Consider the following 18288-nt stretch of genomic DNA (forward strand, 5'->3'; position numbering starts at 1 on the left):
AGGTCGAAGTGGAAGCGGCGCGGACTGCCGGTCGGGTTTCCGTGCCGGTCGAGGCGCCAGGCGGCGAGGTGATCGGCGTTGGTGTCCACGCCGATGACACCGTGCGCGAGAGCGGCCTCGATCGGGATTGTTTTGGCCGGCGCGTACTGCCACGAGGCGGTCAGGTACCAGCGCCTGCGCTGCACGTCGTGGTGGATGCGGTAGGCCACGGCCCGGTTCGCTTCGATCCGGTCGGCCCACTCCGTGCCCCGGTGCGGGAAGCGCGCCTTCGCGGCGAGGACGTACCGGCCGTGTTTCGCGTTGGCCAGGTGGGCGAGCGGGGCGGGGAGCTTGATGCTCACCTCGCCGTCCGGCGTGACACGTGTCAGCACACCGCGTCTTGAGGTCCTTCGAGGCGAGGGCGCCGAGGTGCGCGCCGACCAGGGCCAGCACCTCCTCATCCCGCGGCAGAGGTCCTTCAGCCGGGTCCGCACCGCGACTCCGGTGGGCCCGAGCGCGACGAACGGCGCCGACAACTCCCGCAGCCCGCCCACCCCTTCTCACCCCCTCGCACACCGATCAACCCGCCCCCACGCCCAACGACCACCACCAGCGAAGGTCACCCATTCGACGCAGGAACCCCCATTCCCACCCGGCATCGACCCACGGCCACAGACCAGGACGAGGCACTCGCTCATACACGCCAGAACACACCCAAACCCAGCCAACAGGCAGCAGTTCCAACCCCCACAGCTTCCCGCCGCGCCGCCCCACCGGCCCGGTCCCGCGCCGCCCTTCGGGTTCCCGGAACCCGGAGGGCGGTGTCGTGCGCGTGCGGCTCAGGCCGCGGGGGCCAGCAGCCGGTGCCCCGCCGCCGGCAGGCCCCGGCCGACGTACGGCAGCAGCTCGCCGTAGGCGCGGGCGTCACCGACGAGGATGCCGCCGAGCAGGGTGCGGCAGTCCGCGTCCAGCACGAGCTTCGCGTACGTCCCCGCCGCCTCGTCCAGCCGGCTCAGCTCCACCGCGCCCACGGCGGCCGCATGGGCGTCGCCGAAGCTCGCCACCTCCACGCCGAGCAGCTTGAGGCGGGTGGACAGGTCCGCCTCCCCGAACGGCTCCCCGCCCTCGCCCAGCAGCTGCCGGGCCACGGAGGCAGCCATCCGGTACCCCGGTGCGGCCAGCCCGTGGCAGCGCCCCGACACGGCCGCGCATTCGCCGATCGCCCAGATCCGCTCGTCCCCCGTCCGGCACAGCTCGTCGACCAGGAACCCGCCGCGCTCGCCGGTGGCCAGGCCCGCCGGGCCCGCGAGCTCGTCCCGAGGCCGCACTCCCGCCGAGAACACCACGACGTCCGCGTCGAGGGTGCTGCCGTCGGCCAGGGCCACCGAGGCCACCGCGCCGTCCGGGCCGGCTTCCAGCGCCGCCGTCGCCACACCGCAGTGGACCCGCAGCCCCCGCTCCGCCACGCGCCGGCCGAGGACACCGCCGCCGGCCGCATCCACCTGCAACGGCATCAGCCGCGGGGCGAGTTCCACCACGTGCGGCTCCATGCCGAGCAGCCGCAGCGCGTTGGCGGCCTCCAGGCCGAGCAGCCCGCCGCCGATCACCACGCCGGGGCGGCCCGGCACCGCGGCGGCGCGGATCGCGTCGAGGTCGCCGAGCGAGCGGTAGCCGAAGCAGCCGGGCAGGTCGTGGCCCGGCACGGGCGGGATGAACGGCCGCGAGCCGGTGGCCAGGACGAGAGCGTCGTAGGCGACCGCATCGCCGGCTGTGGTGGTCACCGTCCGCGCCGCCCGGTCCACGGCTGCCACGCCGGTGCTCAGCCTCAGCTGCAGCAGCGGGTCGTCCCGCAGGCCCGGCCCGGCCAGGGCGAGGTCCGCGGCGCTCTTGCCGTCGAGGTACGAGGACAGCGCCACCCGGTCGTACGCGGGGTGCGGCTCCTCCCCGAGGACCACGATCCGCCAGGAGCCGGCGGCATCGAGGGAACGCAACTCCGCCACGAGGCGGTGCCCGGCCATGCCGTGCCCGGCGACGACGAGAGTACGAGCGGTACGGGTCATGACGTGCTGCTCCCTTCGGTACCCACGGATCCGCACAGGGCGCGGACGGCGTCCGTGCAGCCGCCGCAGCCGGTCGTGGCCCGGGTGGTCGCGGCGATCCGTGGCAGGTCGGCGGCGCCGGCCCGGCAGGCCTCGGTGATGGTGTGCTTCGTGACGTTGTTGCAGCGGCAGACCACCGCGTCGTCGGGGAGCTCCTCGGCCCCCGGCGCGGCCGGCGCGATGCCGAGCAGGAACTCCAGCCGGCCGGCCGGCACCGGCAGGCCGAGCTCGTAGAGCCGGCTCACGGCGGCGATGGCCCGCGGCAGCCCCAGCAGCACCGCCCCGGTGATCCGCCGGCCGTCCAGGGTGAGACGGGCGTACCGGCCGCGTGCCGGGTCGGCGAAGGCGACCACCTCCGCGCCCTCGGGGGCCGGCCCGCCCCGCCCCAGGCGGACGAGGTCGATGCCGGGCACCCGCAGCCGGGTGATCTGCCGGGTCCCGGTGTGCCGTACGGGGGCCCCGGTGAGATGCCGGGCCAGCGACTCCGCCTGCGCCCACGCGGGTTCGAGGTGCCCGGCGGCGTCCTGCGGGTGCTCGGCGCAGTCGCCGATGGCGTGGATGTGCGGGTCGTCGGTGCGCAGCAGGTCGTCGACGACCACGCCGGAGCGGACGGTGAGCCCGGCCCGCCGGGCGAGCCCGGTCTCGGGGACGGCGCCGGTGCACAGCAGCAGCGTGTCGGCCGCGAGGACCAGGCCGTCGTCGAGGGTGAGTTTGCCGGTGCAGTGCGCGACCGCCGTGCGGCCCGCGTGGACCTCGACGCCGAGGCTTTCCAGGCTCCGGGTGAGCAGCGCGCCCGCGGCGGCGTCCAGGTGCCGGTCCAGCGGATGCGGTCCGCGGTGGACGAGGGCCACCTCGTGCCCGGCCCGGCGCAGCGAGGCGGCCGCCTCGACCCCGAGCAGCCCGCCGCCCAGGACGACGGCGGACCCCGGGGGCTCCGCCGCGCACCGCTCGGCGTCGGCGAGGGTCCGCAGCGCCACCGCGCCCTCCGCACCCCCGGGCTGCGGGAGTTCCGGGAGCCCCGGGATCCGGGGGACGGCCGGGCGGGACCCGGTGGCCAGGACCAGCGTGTCGTAGCGGTGCACGGAGCCGGCCGTGCCGTCGGTGGAGTGGACGAGGCGGCGCGCGCGGTCGATCCGGGTCACCGTGACCCCGGTGTGCAGGCGGGTGCCCTCGGGCAGTGCGGGGAGGGCGAGGGCGGGGGCCGGCAGTGTCCCGTCCAGGACGGAGGACAGCAGCGGCCGGTGGTACGGCGCCCGCGGCTCGGCGCCGAGGACGGTCACGCCGCCCCGGTGTCCGTGGTGGTGCAGCCGTTCCACGAACCGCTGCCCGGCCGGGCCGGCGCCGACCACGAGAACCTCGCCCGCGCTCACGGCGCCACCTCTTCCGCGGGCCCGGCCACCGGCTCGATCCGCACCGCGCAGACCTTGAACTCGGGCATCTTGCTGCGCGGGTCGAGCGCCGTGCCGGTGATCAGGTTGGCCCGGCCCGCCCCGGCGAAGTGGAACGGCAGGAACACCGTGTCCGTCCGCAGCGAGGGGACCAGCCGGACCCGTGCGAGCGTGCTGCCGCGTGCCGAAGTGACCCGCGCCGCCCCGCCGTCGGCCAGCCCGTACCGCGCGGCCGTGTCGGGGTGCACCTCCACGAACGCCTCGGGCGCGGCCGCGGCCAGCTCCGGGACCCGGCGGGTCTGGGCGCCCGACTGGTACTGGGCGAGCACCCGCCCGGTCGTGGCGTACAGCGGGAACGCGGCACCGGGCGTCTCGGCGCCGTCGCGGTGCTCGACCTCGGCGAAGCGGGCCAGCCCGTCCGGGTGCGCGAAGGCGTCGAGGAACAATCGCGGGGTGCCGGGGTGCGCCGCCTCGCCGTCGGGGGTCTCGGGGCACGGCCAGTGCAGGGCCTCGCCCGCGTCGAGCCGTTCGTAGCTGATGCCGGAGTAGTCGGCGCGCCCGCCCTGCGAGGCCCGCCGCAGCTCCTCGAAGACCTCCCGCGGTGCGGTCGGGAAGCGGCCCGCGGGCTGGCCGAGGCGGACCGCGAGGCCGTGCAGCACCTCCAGGTCGCCGCGTGCCTCGCCGGGCGCGGACAGCAGCCGCCGACGGCGCAGGATCCGGCCTTCGAGGCTGGTCATCGTGCCCTCCTCCTCGGCCCACTGGGTCACGGGGAGGACGACGTCCGCCATCTGCGCGGTCTCGGACGGCACGAAGTCGGCCACCACGAGCAGGTCCAGGGACTTCAGCCGCTCCCCGATCCGGGCCGCGTGCGGCGCCGAGACCACCGGGTTCGAGCCGAACACCAGCAGGGCCCGCGGCCCGCCGTCCGTGCCGAGCGCGTCGAGGAGTTCGTACGCGCTGCGGCCGGGGCCGGGCAGCGCATCGGGCTCCACCCCCCACACCGCGGCGACATGGGCGCGCGCGGCCGGGTCGGTCAGCATGCGGTAGCCGGGCAGCTGGTCGGCCTTCTGGCCGTGTTCGCGGCCGCCTTGGCCGTTGCCCTGGCCGGTCAGGCAGCCGTAGCCGCCGCCTTCGCGGCCGGGCAGGCCGAGGGTGAGGGCGAGGTTGATGAACGCGGCGACCGTGTCGGTGCCCTTGCTGTGCTGCTCGGCGCCGCGCCCGGTCAGCACGTACGCCCGCTCCGCGCCGGCCAGCAGCCGCACCGCGTCGCGCATGTCGGCGACGGGGACCCCGGTGACCCGCTCCACCCGCTCGGGCCACCAGGAGGCGGCCCGCGCCCAGGCGGCGTCGAAGCCGGTGGTCCGCTTGTTCAGGTAGCCCTGGTCCGCGTGGCCCTCGACGACCGCGAGGTGGAACAGCCCCAGGGCCAGGGCGAGATCGGTGCCGGGCGCCGGCTGGAGGTGCAGGGCGGCGCCCTCGGCGGTGGGGGTGCGGCGCGGGTCGATGACGATGAGCCGGGCCCGGTTCAGGTGGCGCATCAGCGGCGGCATGGTCTCGGCCGGGTTGGCTCCGGCGAGCAGGATCACGTCGGCGTCGCCGAGGTCGGTGACGGGGAACGGCAGGCCCCGGTCGAGTCCGAAGGCCGCGGAGCCGGCGGCCGCCGCCGAGGACATGCAGAACCGGCCGTTGTAGTCGATCTGGCTGGTGCCGAGCGCGACGCGGGCGAACTTGCCGAGCTGGTAGGCCTTTTCGTTGGTGAGCCCGCCGCCGCCGAACACGCCCACCGCGTCGGGGCCGTGCGCGGCGCGGATCTCCCGCAGCCGGGCGGCGATCGTGTCGAGCGCGGTCTCCCAGGTGGCGGGGGCGAGCCGGCCGTCTGCGCCGCGCACCAGGGGCCGGGTGATCCGCCCCGGGGTGTCGAGCAGTGCGGGCGCCGTCCAGCCCTTCTGGCACAGGCCGCCCTGGTTCACCGGGAACGTGGTCGGGGCGACGGCGGTGCGCCCGCCCTGGTGGGTGAGCCGGGTGCCGCACTGGAGGGCGCAGTACGGGCAGTGGGTGGTGACCTCACCGGCTGCGGTGGCGCCGGTGAGCTCGGTGGCCGGGGTGGTCCCGGTGGCATGGGCGGTCTCGGTGACCTCGCGGGGGTCAGACACGGGAGGCCTCCGCGCGGACCGTCGCGGCGGCCGTCGTTCCGCCGGCCGTTCCGTCGGCCGCCCCCGGGCCCGGGCGGCGCCGCAGGTACACCGCCCAGGTGACCAGGACGCACACCAGGTAGAAGCCGAGGAAGGCGACGAAGGCGGGCTCGCCGGACTGCTCGGGGCCGCTGTAGGCGCTGCGGAAGAGCAGGTTGACGCCGACTCCGCCGAGGGCGCCGACCGCGCCGGCGATGCCGATGACCGCGCCGGAGAGCCGGCGGGCCCTGGCGAAGGCCGCAGCCGCGTCGTGGCCGGAGGTGACGTCGTCCTGGGCCTGCCGGGCGAAGACCGCCGGGATCATCTTGTACGTGGAGCCGTTCCCGATGCCGGTCAGGACGAACAGGGCGGTGAAGCCGGCGACGAAGAGCCCGAAGGAGCCGTTCGCAGAGGCCAGGAGGAGCACGCCGGTCCCGGCGGCCATCGCGCAGAACGCGGCCAGCGTGACCCGGGCCCCGCCCCACCGGTCGGAGAGCAGTCCGCCCACCGGCCGGAACAGGGAGCCGAGCAGCGGTCCGAGGAAGGTGTACGAGGCGGACTGGAGCGGGGTGGCGCCGAACTGGCTCTGGAGCACGAGGCCGAAGGCGAAGCCGTAGCCGATGAAGGAGCCGAAGGTGCCGACGTAGAGAAGGGAGATGAACCAGGTGTGCGGGTTGCGGGCGGCCTCGCGCTGGGCGCCGGGCGCGCTGCGCACCACGGCGAAGTTGTCCATGTACAGGGCGGCGAGGAGCGAGGCCAGCACGATCAGCGGCAGGTAGAGGGCGATGACGTACGCGGGGTGGGTGCTGCCGGCGGTGGCGATGACCAGCAGGCCGATCAGCTGGACCGCGGCGACCCCGAGGTTCCCGCCGCCCGCGTTGATGCCGAGGGCCCAGCCCTGGAGGCGCTGCGGGAAGAGGGCGGTGATGTTGGTCATCGAGGAGGCGAAGTTGCCGCCGCCTACCCCGCCGATGGCGCCGATCAGCAGGAACACCCACAGCGGGGTCCCGGGTCTCTGTACGAAGTACAGGGCGGCGAGGGTGGGGACGAGCAGGACGGACGAGGCGAACACGGTCCAGTTGCGGCCGCCGAAGCGGGTCACGGCGTAGCTGTAGGGGAGCCGGAGGGCGGCGCCGACCAGGGTGGGGACCACGACGAGCAGGAACTTCTGGGCGGGGGGGAAGCCCAGGCCGATCGCGGGTGACATGAAGAGCACCAGGACCGACCACATGCTCCACACCGAGAAGCCGATGTGCTCGGAGAGGACGGAGAGGATCAGGTTGCGGCGGGCGGTCAGTTTGCCGGAGCGCTGCCAGAACTCCTCGTTCTCGGGGTCCCAGTCCTCGATCCAGCGTCGGGTGGCGGGCCGTGCGGGCGGCGGCGTCATGGCTCCTCGGCTTTCTGTTCGGCGGCCAACTCCGTGAACTATACAGTTCAGTTCAGTTGAGGCGCAACGGTTCGGCCGGCCCGGCCAGCGCGGCGTCCACCAGCGGACCCGCACCGCCCGTGTACGTACCGGGATCGCACAGCCGCTCCAGCTCGTCCTTGCTCCGGCGCCCGCCCAGCACCGGCTCCTCGGCGAGCAGTTCGTACAGGGGCCGCCCGCTCTCCTCGGCCGCGGCCGAGACCCGGGTCAGCAGCTGCTTCGCCGCGGCCTTGCCCAACTCCGGTGCGAGCACGGCCGCGATCCGCTCGGAGACCACCTGGCTGCCGGTCAGCAGCAGGTTGGCCCGCATCCGTTCCGGCCGGGCGGTCAGCCCCTCGGCGAGCTCGACCGCGGTGTGGGCGGCGCCGCCGACCAGCCGCAGGGACTCGCGCAGCAGCTGCCATTCGGCGTGCCAGGCCCCGGCCGAACGCTCGTCCTCCGAGATCAGGCACTGCACGAGCCCGGTGGCGAGGACCGGGACCTGGAGGGCGGCGCTGCGCAGCAGCGTGCTCAGGACCGGGTTGCGCTTGTGGGGCATGGCCGAGGAGCTGCCACGGCCGGACACGGCGGGTTCGGCGACCTCGGCGACCTCGGTCCGGGCCAGGTTCTGCACGTCGACCGCGATCTTCCCGAGGGCCCCGGCGGTGAAGGCGAGCGCGGCGGCGAGATCGGCGATCGGAGTGCGCAGCACGTGCCAGGGCAGTGCGGGGCGGGCGAGTCCGGTCTCGGCGGCGAACGCCCCGGCCAGGTCGTCCAGGTACGCGCCCGGCTCCAGGGGGCGGTCGGCGCCGTCGATCCGGGCGTATTCGAGGTAGCCGGCCAGCGTGCCCGCCGCACCGCCGAGGGACACCGGCAGCCCGCCGTCCTGCACCCGGGCCAGGCGCCGGTCGGCGTCCAGGACCAGTTGGCGCCAGCCGGCCGCCTTCAGCCCGAAGGTGGTGGGTACGGCCTGGAGGGCCAGCGTGCGTCCCGCCATCGCCGTGTCCCGGTGCTCGCCGGCCAGCCGGGCCAGGGCGTCGGCGGTGCGGGCCAGGTCGGCCCGGATCAGCTTCAGGGTCCGGGCGGCCACCAGCATGGCGCCGGTGTCGAAGATGTCCTGGCTGGTGGAGCCGCGGTGCACGTACTCGGCTGCCCCGGTGCCCTGTGTGTCCTGCTCCGCGACCACCCGGGTCAGCGCCTGCACCAGCCCGACCACCGGGTTCGCGGTCTCCCGGGCGGCCAGGGCCAGGGCCCGCAGGTCGAGGTGCTCGGCCCGGGCCGCCCGGGTGATGGCTTCGGCGGCCGCCACGGGGAGGGTGCCGAGTCCGGCCTGGGCCCGGGCCAGTGCGGCCTCGGCGTCGAGCATGGCCTGGAGCCAGGCCAGGTCGCCGACGGCCGCCTCGGCGGGGGTGCCGGCCCGTACCGGCGACAGCAGCCCCGCGTCGGTGAGCTCGTCCCGGTCCGCCCGGCTCATACGAGGACCCCGGTGAGGTCGGTCTCGGCCGGCAGCGGCGCGACACCGGTCGGGACCATGCTCGTGGCCGGCAGGGCCAGCACGGAGCGGGCGATGGCGTCGGAGTCCCCGAGGGTGACCGAGTCGACGCCCGGCCGGATGCCGGCCGCGGTGACCCAGTGCACGGACTCGGTGGGCACCCCGTACGCGAACCGGCGCGGGTGGGCCCGGCCGCGGGCGTCGAGCAGCCGGTACGGGCGCTCGGTGACGGCGAGGCCGCCCGACTCGTAGCTGCTGCCGTCGGAGCCGGCGATCCGGTACGTGGTGCACTGCTCGGTGTCGAGCAGGTGGCGCAGCAGCGGGTCGTCGGTGCGCCGCAGGTCGGGCTCGGGCAGCCGGGCCTCGATCAGGACGGTGGCGCGGACCGCCGGGCCGGGCACGGTGCGGGACTGCGCGATGAAGGTCGCGTCGTCGCCGGCGGCGGTGTCGACGCGGATCTCGGTTCCCGGACCGGTCAGGACGAGCACCCCGGCGTCGATCAGGGCGATCATCTCCTCGATGCGGGAGGCCGGCGGGCCGATGGAGAGGAAGGCGTTGAGCGGGGTGTACCAGCCTTCGAGGTCGTCGCGGTGCGAGTCGCCGTCCAGACCGCCGTGGTCGACGGCGAGGCGGATCTCGTTGCGCAGGTCGCGCATCACGTCCAGGGCCGCCTTGAGCGGGCCGCTGAGGTTGCCGGCCCTGGCCTCCGCGACGTCCTTGGCCAGGTACCCGACCAGCCAGTCCCGGAACTCCTCGCGGCTGGTGAACTCGCGGTCGCCGTACGGGCGGGAGAGCTTCTCCCAGTCCCAGCGGTGCTCGTCCTCGATGCCGTAGACGTCCAGCAGCGAGCCGCGGTCCTCGGCCGACTCCAGCGACAGGAACCGCTTGGTGAAGCCCTCGCGCTCGGCGCCGCGGCCACGGGCCTCCAGCAGGGTGCCGTAGTACACGCTCTCCGTCTCGCGGGAGATGAGCGGCCACAGGTCCTCGGAGAAGCTGATGCCCTCGCCGTCCTCGGAGCGGCGGCGCATATCGGCGATCTTCTGCGGGGTGAGCAGGCGGGGCAGGTAGCGGCCGTACGCGCCCTTCTCGTTCTCGCCGCGGGCGTGGTACGGGATGCCGCGCCGGGAACTCGCGTACAGGACGGGCTCCTTGCCGGAGGCCCGGTAGACCAGGCGGCCGTCCTCGGCGCGGACGAAGGTGCCGCCGCGGCCGGCGGTGAAGAGCGCCATGTGGTCGAAGAAGTTCAGGCCGAGGCCGCGCAGCAGGACGTTCTCGCCGGGCCCCACGACGTTCAGGTTCAGGTCCGCCGGGTTGGCGGGCGTGACGTACGTGAGGTGGTGGATCCGGGCGAGGCTCGCGGTCTTCGCCTCGCGGGGGGTCAGCCGGGCCGGTACGTGCCCCTGCGCCATCACGATCGCGTCGAGCTTGTTGAGCCGGGTGCCGTTCTCCAGGCGGACGCCCTGCTGTCCGCCGGGGGTGCCGTGCGTGTCGGCCATGGCCACGGCCCGGGAGCGGTGCACCTCGATGCCGACGTGGGCGGGGGCGTTGCGCACGACGCGTTCGAAGGTGGCGCGCAGGTAGCTGCCGTAGAAGGCGCGGGTCGGGTACGTGTTCGGGCCCAGCCGGCGGGCCTCGGCGAGGGTCGCCTCGTCCGCGGAGTCGCAGGCGATGTCCTTGGCCCATTCGTACAGGCTCGGGCCCGGCTCGATGGGGCCCTCGGTGCGGACGCTGTCGTCGGTGTAGATGGTGATCTGGGAGGCGACCGTGTTCATCAGCAGGTGCTGGGACTGGTCGGAGCGCCAGACCTGGCCGGCGCCGGGCGCCGAGGGGTCGACCACGTGGACGGTGACCGCGGAGTGGGTGGGGTTGCGTCGCTCGTTGGCGCACAGCCGTTCCAGGACCGACAGGCCGCGGGGGCCTGCGCCGATGATGGCGATCTGGATCCGTCCGGCCTTCTTCGCCTGGTCCGCGTTCATCGCTGCTCTCCGTCCGGGGTGGTGTTCTCGTCGAGGGTGCGGGCGCCGTGCATCCAGGCCACGTAGTCGTGGAGCTGGTCGGGGGTGAGGGCCGAGAGGTACTCGTTGCGGGCGGGGACTGCCTCCCCGGCGGTGTGCCAGAGCTTGATGCTCTCCCTGGCGAGGAGCTGGATCTTCGCGGTGCGCTCGCGCCGCTCGGCATTGAACTTCTCGAAGCGCTGCGGGAGTTCATCGGAACCGCAGTCGAGCAGGTCGCCCAGGACCACGGCGTCCTCAAGGCCCTGGCAGGCGCCCTGCGCCACGTAGTGGAGCATCGGGTGGGCGGCGTCGCCGAGGAGGGCGACCCGGCCGTCGGTCCAGGTGTCGACCGGGTCCCGGTCGACCAGGACCCAGGACTTCCAGCCTTCGCCGAGGGCCAGCAGGCGCTGTGCGTCCTCGCCGAGGGAGGCGAACTCGCGGCGGATGTCGCCCTGGGCGGCGGGGACGCCGGCGAGGGTGTCGGTGGCGTGGTTGTCGCTGCTGGCCGCGAGGTTGAGGTACTTGCCGCCGGCGATCGGGTAGTGCACGAAGTGGCAGTGCGGCCCGGTCCACCAGGTCACCGAGGTGAGGTGGCGCAGCTCCTCGGGGACCTGCTCCATCGGGATGATCGCCCGGTAGACGGTGATCCCGGAGTTGCGGGGCGCGCCGTCGCCGACGAGCTGGGCGCGGATCGCGGAGTGGATGCCGTCGGCGCCGATGAGGGCGTCGCCGGTGATCCGCTCGCCGTCCTCCAGGAGGACCGTGGCGCCGGTGGCGTCCTGCTCGTACCCGACGGCGACGGCGGCGCTGCGCAGTTCGATCGCATCGGAGGCCTGGCAGGCCTCCAGCAGCCTGGTGTGCAGCTCGGCGCGGTGGACGACGGCGTACGGGTTGCCGAACCGTTCGCGGTAGCGCTCGGTCAGGTCCATGCTGACCACGTGCCGGCCGGTGACCCCGTCCATGAACCGGAGCTCGTCCATCTGTACGGCGGTGGCGCGGACGGCGTCGCCGAGGCCGAGGCGGTCGAGGGCGTGCAGGCCGTTGGGGGCGAGCTGGATGCCGGCGCCGATCTCGGCGAACTCGGGGGCGCGTTCCAGGACGAGGACGCGGTGGCCCCGGCGGGCGGTGGCGAGGGCGGCGGCCAGGCCGCCGATTCCGCCGCCGACGATGATCAGCTTCGACATCAGACCTTCTCCTCGGTGCGGTCGGCGGTGGCGCCGGCGGTGAGCAGCCGTGCGAGTTCCAGACGCTTGATCTTGGTGGTGGCGGTCTGCGGGAGGTCGGACTGGCGCCACTGGACGGGCTCCGCCATCGGCGGCAGTCCGGCGACGGCGGCCTGCCAGGCCTTCGAGTCGAGGGGCTTGTCGTCCTTGGTGCAGACGACGGGGACGGCGCGGCCGCTCTCGTCGGGGATGATGATGACCTCGGCGAGCTCGTCGAGCCGGGTGAAGAGGGTGTCCTCGGCGGCGAGGGTGGAGCCGAAGCCCTCGATCAGGTCCACCTCGCGGTCGAGCAGGTGCACACAGCCCCACTTGGTGCGGTAGCCGACGTCGCCCATGCGCCACCAGCCGTCGTTGACCTGCTTGTTATAACGTTCCTGCTCGCCGAGGTAGGTGACGATCCGGCCGTCGCTCTTGACCTCGATGAATCCCGGGTTGGTCTCGGAGGGCGGCAGCCCGTTGCGGCTGACGACCCGGACGTCGGTCATGCCGGGGAAGGGCATGCCCACGCAGCGGCCGTCGGCGTCGAGCCCGCGGCGCCTGGAGAAGGAGCGGGCGACGGCCGGGCCGATCTCGCTCTGCCCGTACAGCTGGCCGAAGACCGGGGCCTTGCGCTTGGTCGCCCTGAGCAGCCGCTGAACGGTGCGCGGGTGGATGGCGTCGAAGGTGCTGCTGAAGAGCTTCACGTTCGACAGCGGGCCGCGGGGGTCGTCGGCCAGTTCCTCCCACTCCATGAAGGAGTTGGGGTGGGCTTCGAGGATGCCGGGGCGCAGCCGGGCGAAGAGGTCGGCGGCCTGGCGGGGGTCGGAGTCGGCGAGGACGACGATCGGGAAACCGCGGAAGAGGGAGATGGCGAGGGCGGTGATGAGCCGCGAGTGGACGAAGGAGACGTGCATGGCGATGGTCTCGCGGCCCGGTATGAGCGGCTTGGTGATCGCGGCCTGCGGACGGTAGCGCGCCTGGAGGGTGGCGCCGGTGTGGACGGCGAGCTTCGGGGTGCCGGTGGTACCGGAGGTGTGCGTGATCAGGGTCGGGTGCTCGGGCGGCATGGTGACGGCGCGGACCCGGGGGGACCCGGCGAGCGAGGCGAGTCCGGTGGCCTCCTGGTAGCTGCCCGAGGTGAGCAGGACCTGCTCGGCCTCCTCGAAGACGGAGGCGGGCAGTTCGGTCTCCAGCTTGTCCTGGTCGGTGAGCAGGTAGGGCTGGTCGGTGCGCCGTACGAGTTCGGCGACGGTCTCGCCGTCGAGCTTCGGCGACAGCAGCACCGGGACGGCGCCGATGCGGGCCACCGCGCAGGCCAGCAGGGTGATGTCGAAGCCGTCGGACTTGTAGACGACGACCCGGCGGCCGGGGCGGACCTTGGCGGCCCAGAGCCGGGACGCGAAGTCGTCGATCAGGTCGGCGACCTCGGCCACGGTCGCCCGGCGCCCCAGGCCCGGGGCTATGTCCAGGTCGTGATCGAGGATCACGACGTTCGTCGGGTGCTTTCTCGCGGCCCGCTCGAAGAGCGTCCCCAGTCGGATGCCCTTGTTCCCGATGCGCTGCAGAATCATCGCCCAGCCCTTTCCGAGTAAGTTGCAATTGCGGTGAGTTGCCCGGCCGGGAGCTCAGGCGGCGTTCGTCCCGGCGAGGTCCTGCTGCGCGCGGTCCCCCGCGATGACGACCTTGATGCGCTCCAGGGTCGTGGCGAGGTCGCCGGCCACCTTCTCGCCCCACTCGGCGAAGAACTGCTGCTTGCGGTCCTCGTCCATTCCGGCGGTGATGCCGGTGATCCCCTCGGTGGCGGCGCCCATCCGGAAGTGGTGGACCAGGAGGCTGCCTTCGCCGTCCGCCTCGATGGAGAAGCCCCAGACGCTGTCCTGCTTCTCGCCGGAGCTGTTGTGCATGGCCCACTGGAAGGTCCGGCCGGGCTCGGCGGCGACGACCTCGGCGTACGTCGTCCACTTGCCGCGCACCACCGGCGCCCAGGAGACGACGTCCTCGCTGCGCTCGTTCTCGCCGCGGAACACCGAGCCGACCGCGCCGGGGGCCCCGGTGGTCCACTCCCCGCCGAGGCACTCGGGGCTCCACTCGCCGCTGCGGGCCAGGTCGCTGACGACGGCGTACACCTCGGCCGGGGTGGCGGAGACCTGCACCTGGGCTCGCGACCGGAAGAGGGGGGTCTGGGTGGCGCTCATGGAAGGGACCTCCTGTTGCCTGGAATGTCTTCAACTGCGCTGCTCGGCGCCCCGTTTGGCGTCTCCAGCTAGATGAACCATACAGTTCAGTTCAATTGAACGCAACGGTACAGTTCAGTTGGGTCCTAGACTGGGCCTGCAACCCCGAGGAGTAGGGATCGACATGACCGCACGGACCAGCGCCAACGAAGCCCGGCAGGCCGTTCCCACCGGGGCGCGCGCAGCGCGCAAGCGCGAGGCCATCCTGGAAGCCGCGCGCACGGTGTTCCTGCGCGAGGGCTTCGGGGCCGGAGTGGACCAGCTCGCCGCCGAGGCGGGCGTCTCCAAGGTCACCGTCTACAACCACTTCGGGAGCAAGGAGAACCTGTTCAACGCCGTGATCGGGCAGACGCTCGACGAGGCGCTGGAGGTGGCCCAGTCGGTGATCCAGGCCAAGCTCGCCGAGTCGGACGACGTGCGCACCGACCTGCTGGAGGCCTGCCGCACCTGGGTCGCGGGCCTGACCACCCCGGAGGTGCTGGCCCTGCGCAACGTGATCGCGGGCGAGCGCCACCGCTTCCCGGAACTCGGGGCCACCTGGCAGGAGGAGGGCCCCGGCCGCCAGCACGCGGCCCTGGCCGCGGCCCTGGGCCGGCTCGACGAGCGCGGCCTGCTGCGCATCCCGGACATGGAGCTGGCCGTCCTCCAGCTCTCGGGCCTGGTCCTGTCCCCCCACCTGGTCTACGGCGCGTACGGCACGGCCCTGGACGAGGACCTGGCGGAACGGCTCGTCCAGGGCGGCGTGGACATGTTCCTCCGCCAGTACGCCGTGAACCCGTAGCCCGCGCCGGTCCTACCGGCACCGCGCCGCGCGCCGGAATCCCGGCGCCGGTCCGGCGGCGGCGGCCGGTACGGCCCGTGTGGCGCGTACGGCCCGTGTGGCGCGTACGGCCCGTGTGGCGCGTGCGGCCCGCCCTGCGCGTGCGGCCGGCCGGGTCAGTGCGTGGCCAGCCAGGCGATCCCGGCGGCGCCCACCGCCGTGCCGGCGGCCAGGGCGGCCAGGCTGGAGCGGCGCAGGGTGTACGCGAGCAGCAGGGCCGTGATGAGGACGGCCAGCGTGCCGACGACGCCGCTCAACAGCCCCTGGCTGTAGCCGAATTCCTCGAAGTGGCGCGTGAGCCACAGCAACCAGGCAAACCTCATGACAACCCCCCGTTTGTGATCTCGAGGAGGGTATCCCGCGCGGGCGGGCGCCCGGCGTGATCACGCCACGGGCCGGTCGCGGGCGCCCGGACCGACGGCCGCCGGGCGGGAAAAGACACCGGGGGCACCCGCCGGTGTCCGGCGGGGTGCCCCCCGTTGTGGTCTGCGGTGCAGGGATCGGTCCCCGTGTCAGTCCTCGTAGCGGCCCAGGCGGTCCGCCGCGTAGTCGTCGAAGGCCTGGTCGATCTCCTCGGGGGTGTTCATCACGAACGGGCCGCTGCGGAACACCGGTTCGCCGATCGGCTCGCCCGAGAGGAAGAGGAGGTCGGCGCCGATCGGGCCGCCCTCGACGCGGACCGTGTCGCCGTCGTCGGCGAGGACGGCCAGCTCGCCGTCGGCCAGCTCGCTTGACGCGACCTTGCCGCTGCCGGACAGGACGTACACCGCCGCGTTGCGGCCCGCCGGTGCCGGCAGCTGCGCGCTCGCGCCCGGGGCGATCGAGGCGTGCACCACGGTCACCGGGATCTGCGTGTCGAAGGGGCCGGTCACGCCGAGGGCCGAGCCCGCGATGACCTTGAACCAGGATCCGTCCAGGTTCCGGACCACCGGGATCTCTTCCGCGGCGCGGTTCTGGGTGCGCGGGCGCAGTTCCTTCAGGGCGGCGGGCAGGTTCACCCAGATCTGCAGGTTGTGCTGGAGCCCCCCGGCCGCGCGGAAGGCGTCGGTCGGCTGGGCCGAGTGCACCACGCCCGCACCCGCGGTCAGCCACTGGACGGCCCCGGGCGGGACGACGCCGCGGTTGCCGGTGGAGTCGGCGTACTCGATGTCGCCCTCCAGCACGTACGCGATCGTCTCGAAGCCGCGGTGCGGGTGGTCGGGGGCGCCCTTGGGCTCGCCCGGGCCGAGGTCCACCGGGCCGACCTGGTCGACCATCAGGAAGGGGTCCAGCTGCGGGATCTGCGGCGTGGGGAAGGGGCGCCGGACAGGGAAGCCCTCGCCCTCCAGCGTGTGGACCGGCTGCAGGACGTCGGCCACCGAGCGGATCGCGGTGGCGGTGTCGATAACGGAACCCAGCGTGGTCATGATGTCTTCTCTCGTCGTTCGCGGTCGTCGCTCTCTCGGCGAAATGAACCATACGGTTCAGTTCAGTTCGATGCCAGTTATACGGGAGGGGCCGTCCCGGATCAAGTCCCGCGCACCGACCCGCCCGTGGACAGATGACAGATCCGGCCCACCGCCGTTGTCGGCTCATCCCGTGCGCGGACAGACTCCTGCCATTCCCCGACGTTCACCTCGCAGGGGCATGCCGGACACGGCATTCGCTGCGCATGTCACCCTTGCGGAAGGACAGTTCATGCCCGAGCTCAAGATCCTGGCCATCTCCGGCAGCCTGCGCGGCGCCTCGTACAACAGCGCACTCGTGCGCGCCGCCCAGAAGTTCGCCCCCGGTGACCTGGCCATCGAGATCTACGAGGGTCTGCGCGACATCCCGCCCTACGACACCGACCACGACATCGACCCGGCGCCGGTCGCCGTGGCCGATCTGCGTCGCCGCATCGCCGAGGCGGACGGCATCTTCATCGCCACCCCCGAGTACAACTACGGGATCCCCGGTGTCCTGAAGAACGCCCTGGACTGGGCGAGCCGCCCGGCCCTCGACTCCTCGCTGACCGGCAAGCCGGTCGCGATCGCCGGCGCCGCGCCGACCAACTTCGGCACCGTCCGCGCCCAGCTCGCGCTGCGCCAGATGTTCCTGTGGACGGACTCCAAGGTCGTCGGCAAGCCCGAGCTGCAGATCTTCCGCGCCCACGAGCGCTTCGACGAGCACGGCAACCTGACCGACGAGACCACCATCGAGATCCTCCGGCAGCTGCTCACCGCGCTCGGCACGAAGATCCGCGAGACCCGCGCCATCGCCGACGCCAACCTCTGATCCATCGGCTGCTCGGTCCCCGATCCCCCCGCCGGGCGGAGCCGCCGACACCGCACGACCCCCCGTCTCCGAAGGGCCGCTCACACCCCCGTAGCGGCCCTTCGGCCTGTTCGGAGCCCGTTCCCCGCGGGATCCCGCCGGACCCGGCCAGGGAGTTGACGAAGCCTTCGCGGCGCGGTGCGCGAACCGTGCGGACCCGGGCGAGGATCGCCCCATGCGTGCAGCTTTCATCGAAGAACTGGGCCCCGCCGAGAACATCCGCTACGGCGAGATCACCCCTCCGAGCCCAGGCCCGACGGATGTCCTGGTCGAGGTCGAGGCCGTGTCCGTCAACCCGGTGGACACCTTCGTGCGGTCCGGGCTCTTCCGCACCCCCGTCGAGTTCCCGTTCGTGATCGGCCGCGACCTGGTGGGCACCGTCGTCGAGGCCGGCCCCGGCGCGGCCGGCTTCGCCGCCGGGGACCGCGTCTGGTGCAACAGCCTCGGCCACGGCGGCCGCCAGGGCGCCGCCGCCGAACGGGCCGTGGTCCCGGCCGACCGCCTCTACCGCCTGCCCGCCGCCGTCGACGCGGCCGAGGCCGTCGCCGTCGTACACCCCGCAGGTACCGCGTACCTCGCCCTGTTCACCCACGGCCGGGTGCGCCCCGGCGAGACGGTGCTCGTCGCCGGAGCCGCCGGGAACGTGGGCAGCGCCCTGGTCACCATGGCCGTCGAGGCCGGCGCCCGGGTCGTGGCCACCGCAGGCGCGCGCGCCGCCGAGCACTGCCGGGCGCTCGGCGCGGCGGCGGTCCTCGACTACAAGGACCCCGAACTGGCCGACCGCATACGCGAGTTCAGCCCGCACGGCGTCGACGTCCACATCGACACCTCCGGTACGAACGACCTGGCCGCCGCCGTCGGACTCCTCGCGCCCCGCGGCCGGATCGTGCTCCTCGCCGGCGCCCGCTCCCAGCCCGTCCTGCCGGCCGGACCGCTCTACATGAAGGACGGCTCCGTCGTCGGCTTCGTCATCTCGCACGCCACCTCGGCCGAACTCGGCGAGGCCGCCGGCGCGATCAACCGCCTGCTGGCGAACGGCAGGCTGCGCGCCCGCTCCGTCGAGCGGGTCCCCCTGTCGGAGGCGGCCCGTACGCACCGGCGCATCGAGAACGGCGAACTGCACGGCAGCCGCGTCGTGTTGATGCCGAAGCAGACCTGACGGACTGGCCCGCCGGCCGCGCCGGCCGCCGTCGGCGGCTGGAACACTCG

14 protein-coding genes and 1 pseudogene are annotated in these 18288 nt (G+C 73.8%); 3 read left to right on the forward strand and 12 right to left on the reverse strand.

The window, feature by feature from the left end:
• The 10 genes and pseudogenes from ABTY04_RS31335 to ABTY04_RS31380 form a co-directional block, all read right to left on the reverse strand.
• A pseudogene (locus tag ABTY04_RS31335) lies at positions 1–362 on the reverse strand (IS200/IS605 family accessory protein TnpB-related protein); the annotation flags it as partial.
• Positions 363–818: 456 nt separating this feature from the next.
• Positions 819–2039, reverse strand: coding sequence for an FAD-dependent oxidoreductase (locus tag ABTY04_RS31340; RefSeq protein WP_352216808.1), 1221 nt, complete (start codon positions 2037–2039; stop codon positions 819–821).
• Positions 2036–3448 carry an FAD-dependent oxidoreductase gene (locus ABTY04_RS31345; protein WP_352216809.1) on the reverse strand — a complete coding sequence of 471 codons (1413 nt, stop codon included), beginning with the start codon at positions 3446–3448 and terminating at the stop codon, positions 2036–2038. Before ABTY04_RS31345 ends, ABTY04_RS31340 begins: the two co-directional genes overlap by 4 nt.
• Positions 3445–5619, reverse strand: coding sequence for a molybdopterin oxidoreductase family protein (locus ABTY04_RS31350; RefSeq protein WP_352216810.1), 2175 nt, complete (start codon positions 5617–5619; stop codon positions 3445–3447). The genes ABTY04_RS31345 and ABTY04_RS31350 overlap by 4 nt, the downstream gene beginning before the upstream one ends.
• The gene (locus ABTY04_RS31355) at positions 5612–7024 is read right to left on the reverse strand and encodes an MFS transporter (protein WP_352216811.1); all 1413 of its coding nucleotides are present in this window, start codon (positions 7022–7024) and stop codon (positions 5612–5614) included. Before ABTY04_RS31355 ends, ABTY04_RS31350 begins: the two co-directional genes overlap by 8 nt.
• A 52-nt stretch (positions 7025–7076) precedes the next feature.
• A complete protein-coding gene (locus ABTY04_RS31360; protein ID WP_352216812.1) occupies positions 7077–8516 on the reverse strand; it encodes a nitrosuccinate lyase in 1440 nt (479 codons plus the stop codon).
• Positions 8513–10510: an FAD/NAD(P)-binding protein gene (locus ABTY04_RS31365; RefSeq protein WP_352216813.1), complete on the reverse strand. Its 1998-nt coding sequence runs from the start codon at positions 10508–10510 to the stop codon at positions 8513–8515. Before ABTY04_RS31365 ends, ABTY04_RS31360 begins: the two co-directional genes overlap by 4 nt.
• Positions 10507–11712, reverse strand: coding sequence for an FAD-dependent oxidoreductase (locus ABTY04_RS31370; RefSeq protein WP_352216814.1), 1206 nt, complete (start codon positions 11710–11712; stop codon positions 10507–10509). The genes ABTY04_RS31365 and ABTY04_RS31370 overlap by 4 nt, the downstream gene beginning before the upstream one ends.
• Complete coding sequence (locus ABTY04_RS31375; protein WP_352216815.1) at positions 11712–13301, reverse strand: class I adenylate-forming enzyme family protein; 1590 nt, start codon at positions 13299–13301, stop codon at positions 11712–11714. Before ABTY04_RS31375 ends, ABTY04_RS31370 begins: the two co-directional genes overlap by 1 nt.
• A gap of 54 nt (positions 13302–13355) precedes the next feature.
• On the reverse strand, positions 13356–13925 hold the full coding sequence (locus ABTY04_RS31380) for an SRPBCC family protein (RefSeq protein WP_352216816.1): 570 nt from the start codon (positions 13923–13925) through the stop codon (positions 13356–13358).
• 163 nt (positions 13926–14088) lie between these two features.
• Between ABTY04_RS31380 and ABTY04_RS31385 the strand changes: the two genes are divergently transcribed.
• Complete coding sequence (locus ABTY04_RS31385; RefSeq protein WP_352216817.1) at positions 14089–14745, forward strand: TetR/AcrR family transcriptional regulator; 657 nt, start codon at positions 14089–14091, stop codon at positions 14743–14745.
• Between the two features lie 155 nt (positions 14746–14900).
• On the opposite strand, the gene ABTY04_RS31390 is transcribed toward ABTY04_RS31385, so the two are convergent.
• Positions 14901–15092, reverse strand: coding sequence for a hypothetical protein (locus ABTY04_RS31390; protein ID WP_352216818.1), 192 nt, complete (start codon positions 15090–15092; stop codon positions 14901–14903).
• Positions 15093–15296: 204 nt separating this feature from the next.
• A complete protein-coding gene (locus ABTY04_RS31395; protein WP_352216819.1) occupies positions 15297–16190 on the reverse strand; it encodes a pirin family protein in 894 nt (297 codons plus the stop codon).
• Between the two features lie 271 nt (positions 16191–16461).
• Here ABTY04_RS31395 and ABTY04_RS31400 point away from each other — a divergent pair, with 271 nt between their 5' ends.
• Both ABTY04_RS31400 and ABTY04_RS31405 read left to right on the forward strand, forming a co-directional pair.
• Entirely contained in the window at positions 16462–17040 is a 579-nt protein-coding gene (locus tag ABTY04_RS31400; protein ID WP_352216820.1) for an NADPH-dependent FMN reductase, read from the forward strand.
• 214 nt (positions 17041–17254) lie between these two features.
• Positions 17255–18238 carry an NADPH:quinone reductase gene (locus ABTY04_RS31405; protein WP_352216821.1) on the forward strand — a complete coding sequence of 328 codons (984 nt, stop codon included), beginning with the start codon at positions 17255–17257 and terminating at the stop codon, positions 18236–18238.
• The last annotated feature ends 50 nt before the right edge of the window (positions 18239–18288 follow it).

This window comes from Streptomyces sp. NPDC097981 (assembly GCF_040302565.1).
Taxonomy (GTDB): Bacteria; Actinomycetota; Actinomycetes; order Streptomycetales; family Streptomycetaceae; genus Streptomyces.

Bases quoted from the DNA above. Each gene is read 5' to 3' on its own strand.
- ABTY04_RS31400 (WP_352216820.1), top strand. From the start codon at position 16,462: ATGCCCGAGCTCAAGATCCTGGCCATCTCCGGCAGCCTGCGCGGCGCC.
- ABTY04_RS31355 (WP_352216811.1), bottom strand. From the start codon at position 7,024: ATGACGCCGCCGCCCGCACGGCCCGCCACCCGACGCTGGATCGAGGAC.
- ABTY04_RS31385 (WP_352216817.1), top strand. From the start codon at position 14,089: ATGACCGCACGGACCAGCGCCAACGAAGCCCGGCAGGCCGTTCCCACC.
- ABTY04_RS31340 (WP_352216808.1), bottom strand. From the start codon at position 2,039: ATGACCCGTACCGCTCGTACTCTCGTCGTCGCCGGGCACGGCATGGCC.
- ABTY04_RS31395 (WP_352216819.1), bottom strand. From the start codon at position 16,190: ATGACCACGCTGGGTTCCGTTATCGACACCGCCACCGCGATCCGCTCG.
- ABTY04_RS31365 (WP_352216813.1), bottom strand. From the start codon at position 10,510: ATGAACGCGGACCAGGCGAAGAAGGCCGGACGGATCCAGATCGCCATC.
- ABTY04_RS31375 (WP_352216815.1), bottom strand. From the start codon at position 13,301: ATGATTCTGCAGCGCATCGGGAACAAGGGCATCCGACTGGGGACGCTC.
- ABTY04_RS31405 (WP_352216821.1), top strand. From the start codon at position 17,255: ATGCGTGCAGCTTTCATCGAAGAACTGGGCCCCGCCGAGAACATCCGC.
- ABTY04_RS31380 (WP_352216816.1), bottom strand. From the start codon at position 13,925: ATGAGCGCCACCCAGACCCCCCTCTTCCGGTCGCGAGCCCAGGTGCAG.
- ABTY04_RS31360 (WP_352216812.1), bottom strand. From the start codon at position 8,516: ATGAGCCGGGCGGACCGGGACGAGCTCACCGACGCGGGGCTGCTGTCG.
- ABTY04_RS31370 (WP_352216814.1), bottom strand. From the start codon at position 11,712: ATGTCGAAGCTGATCATCGTCGGCGGCGGAATCGGCGGCCTGGCCGCC.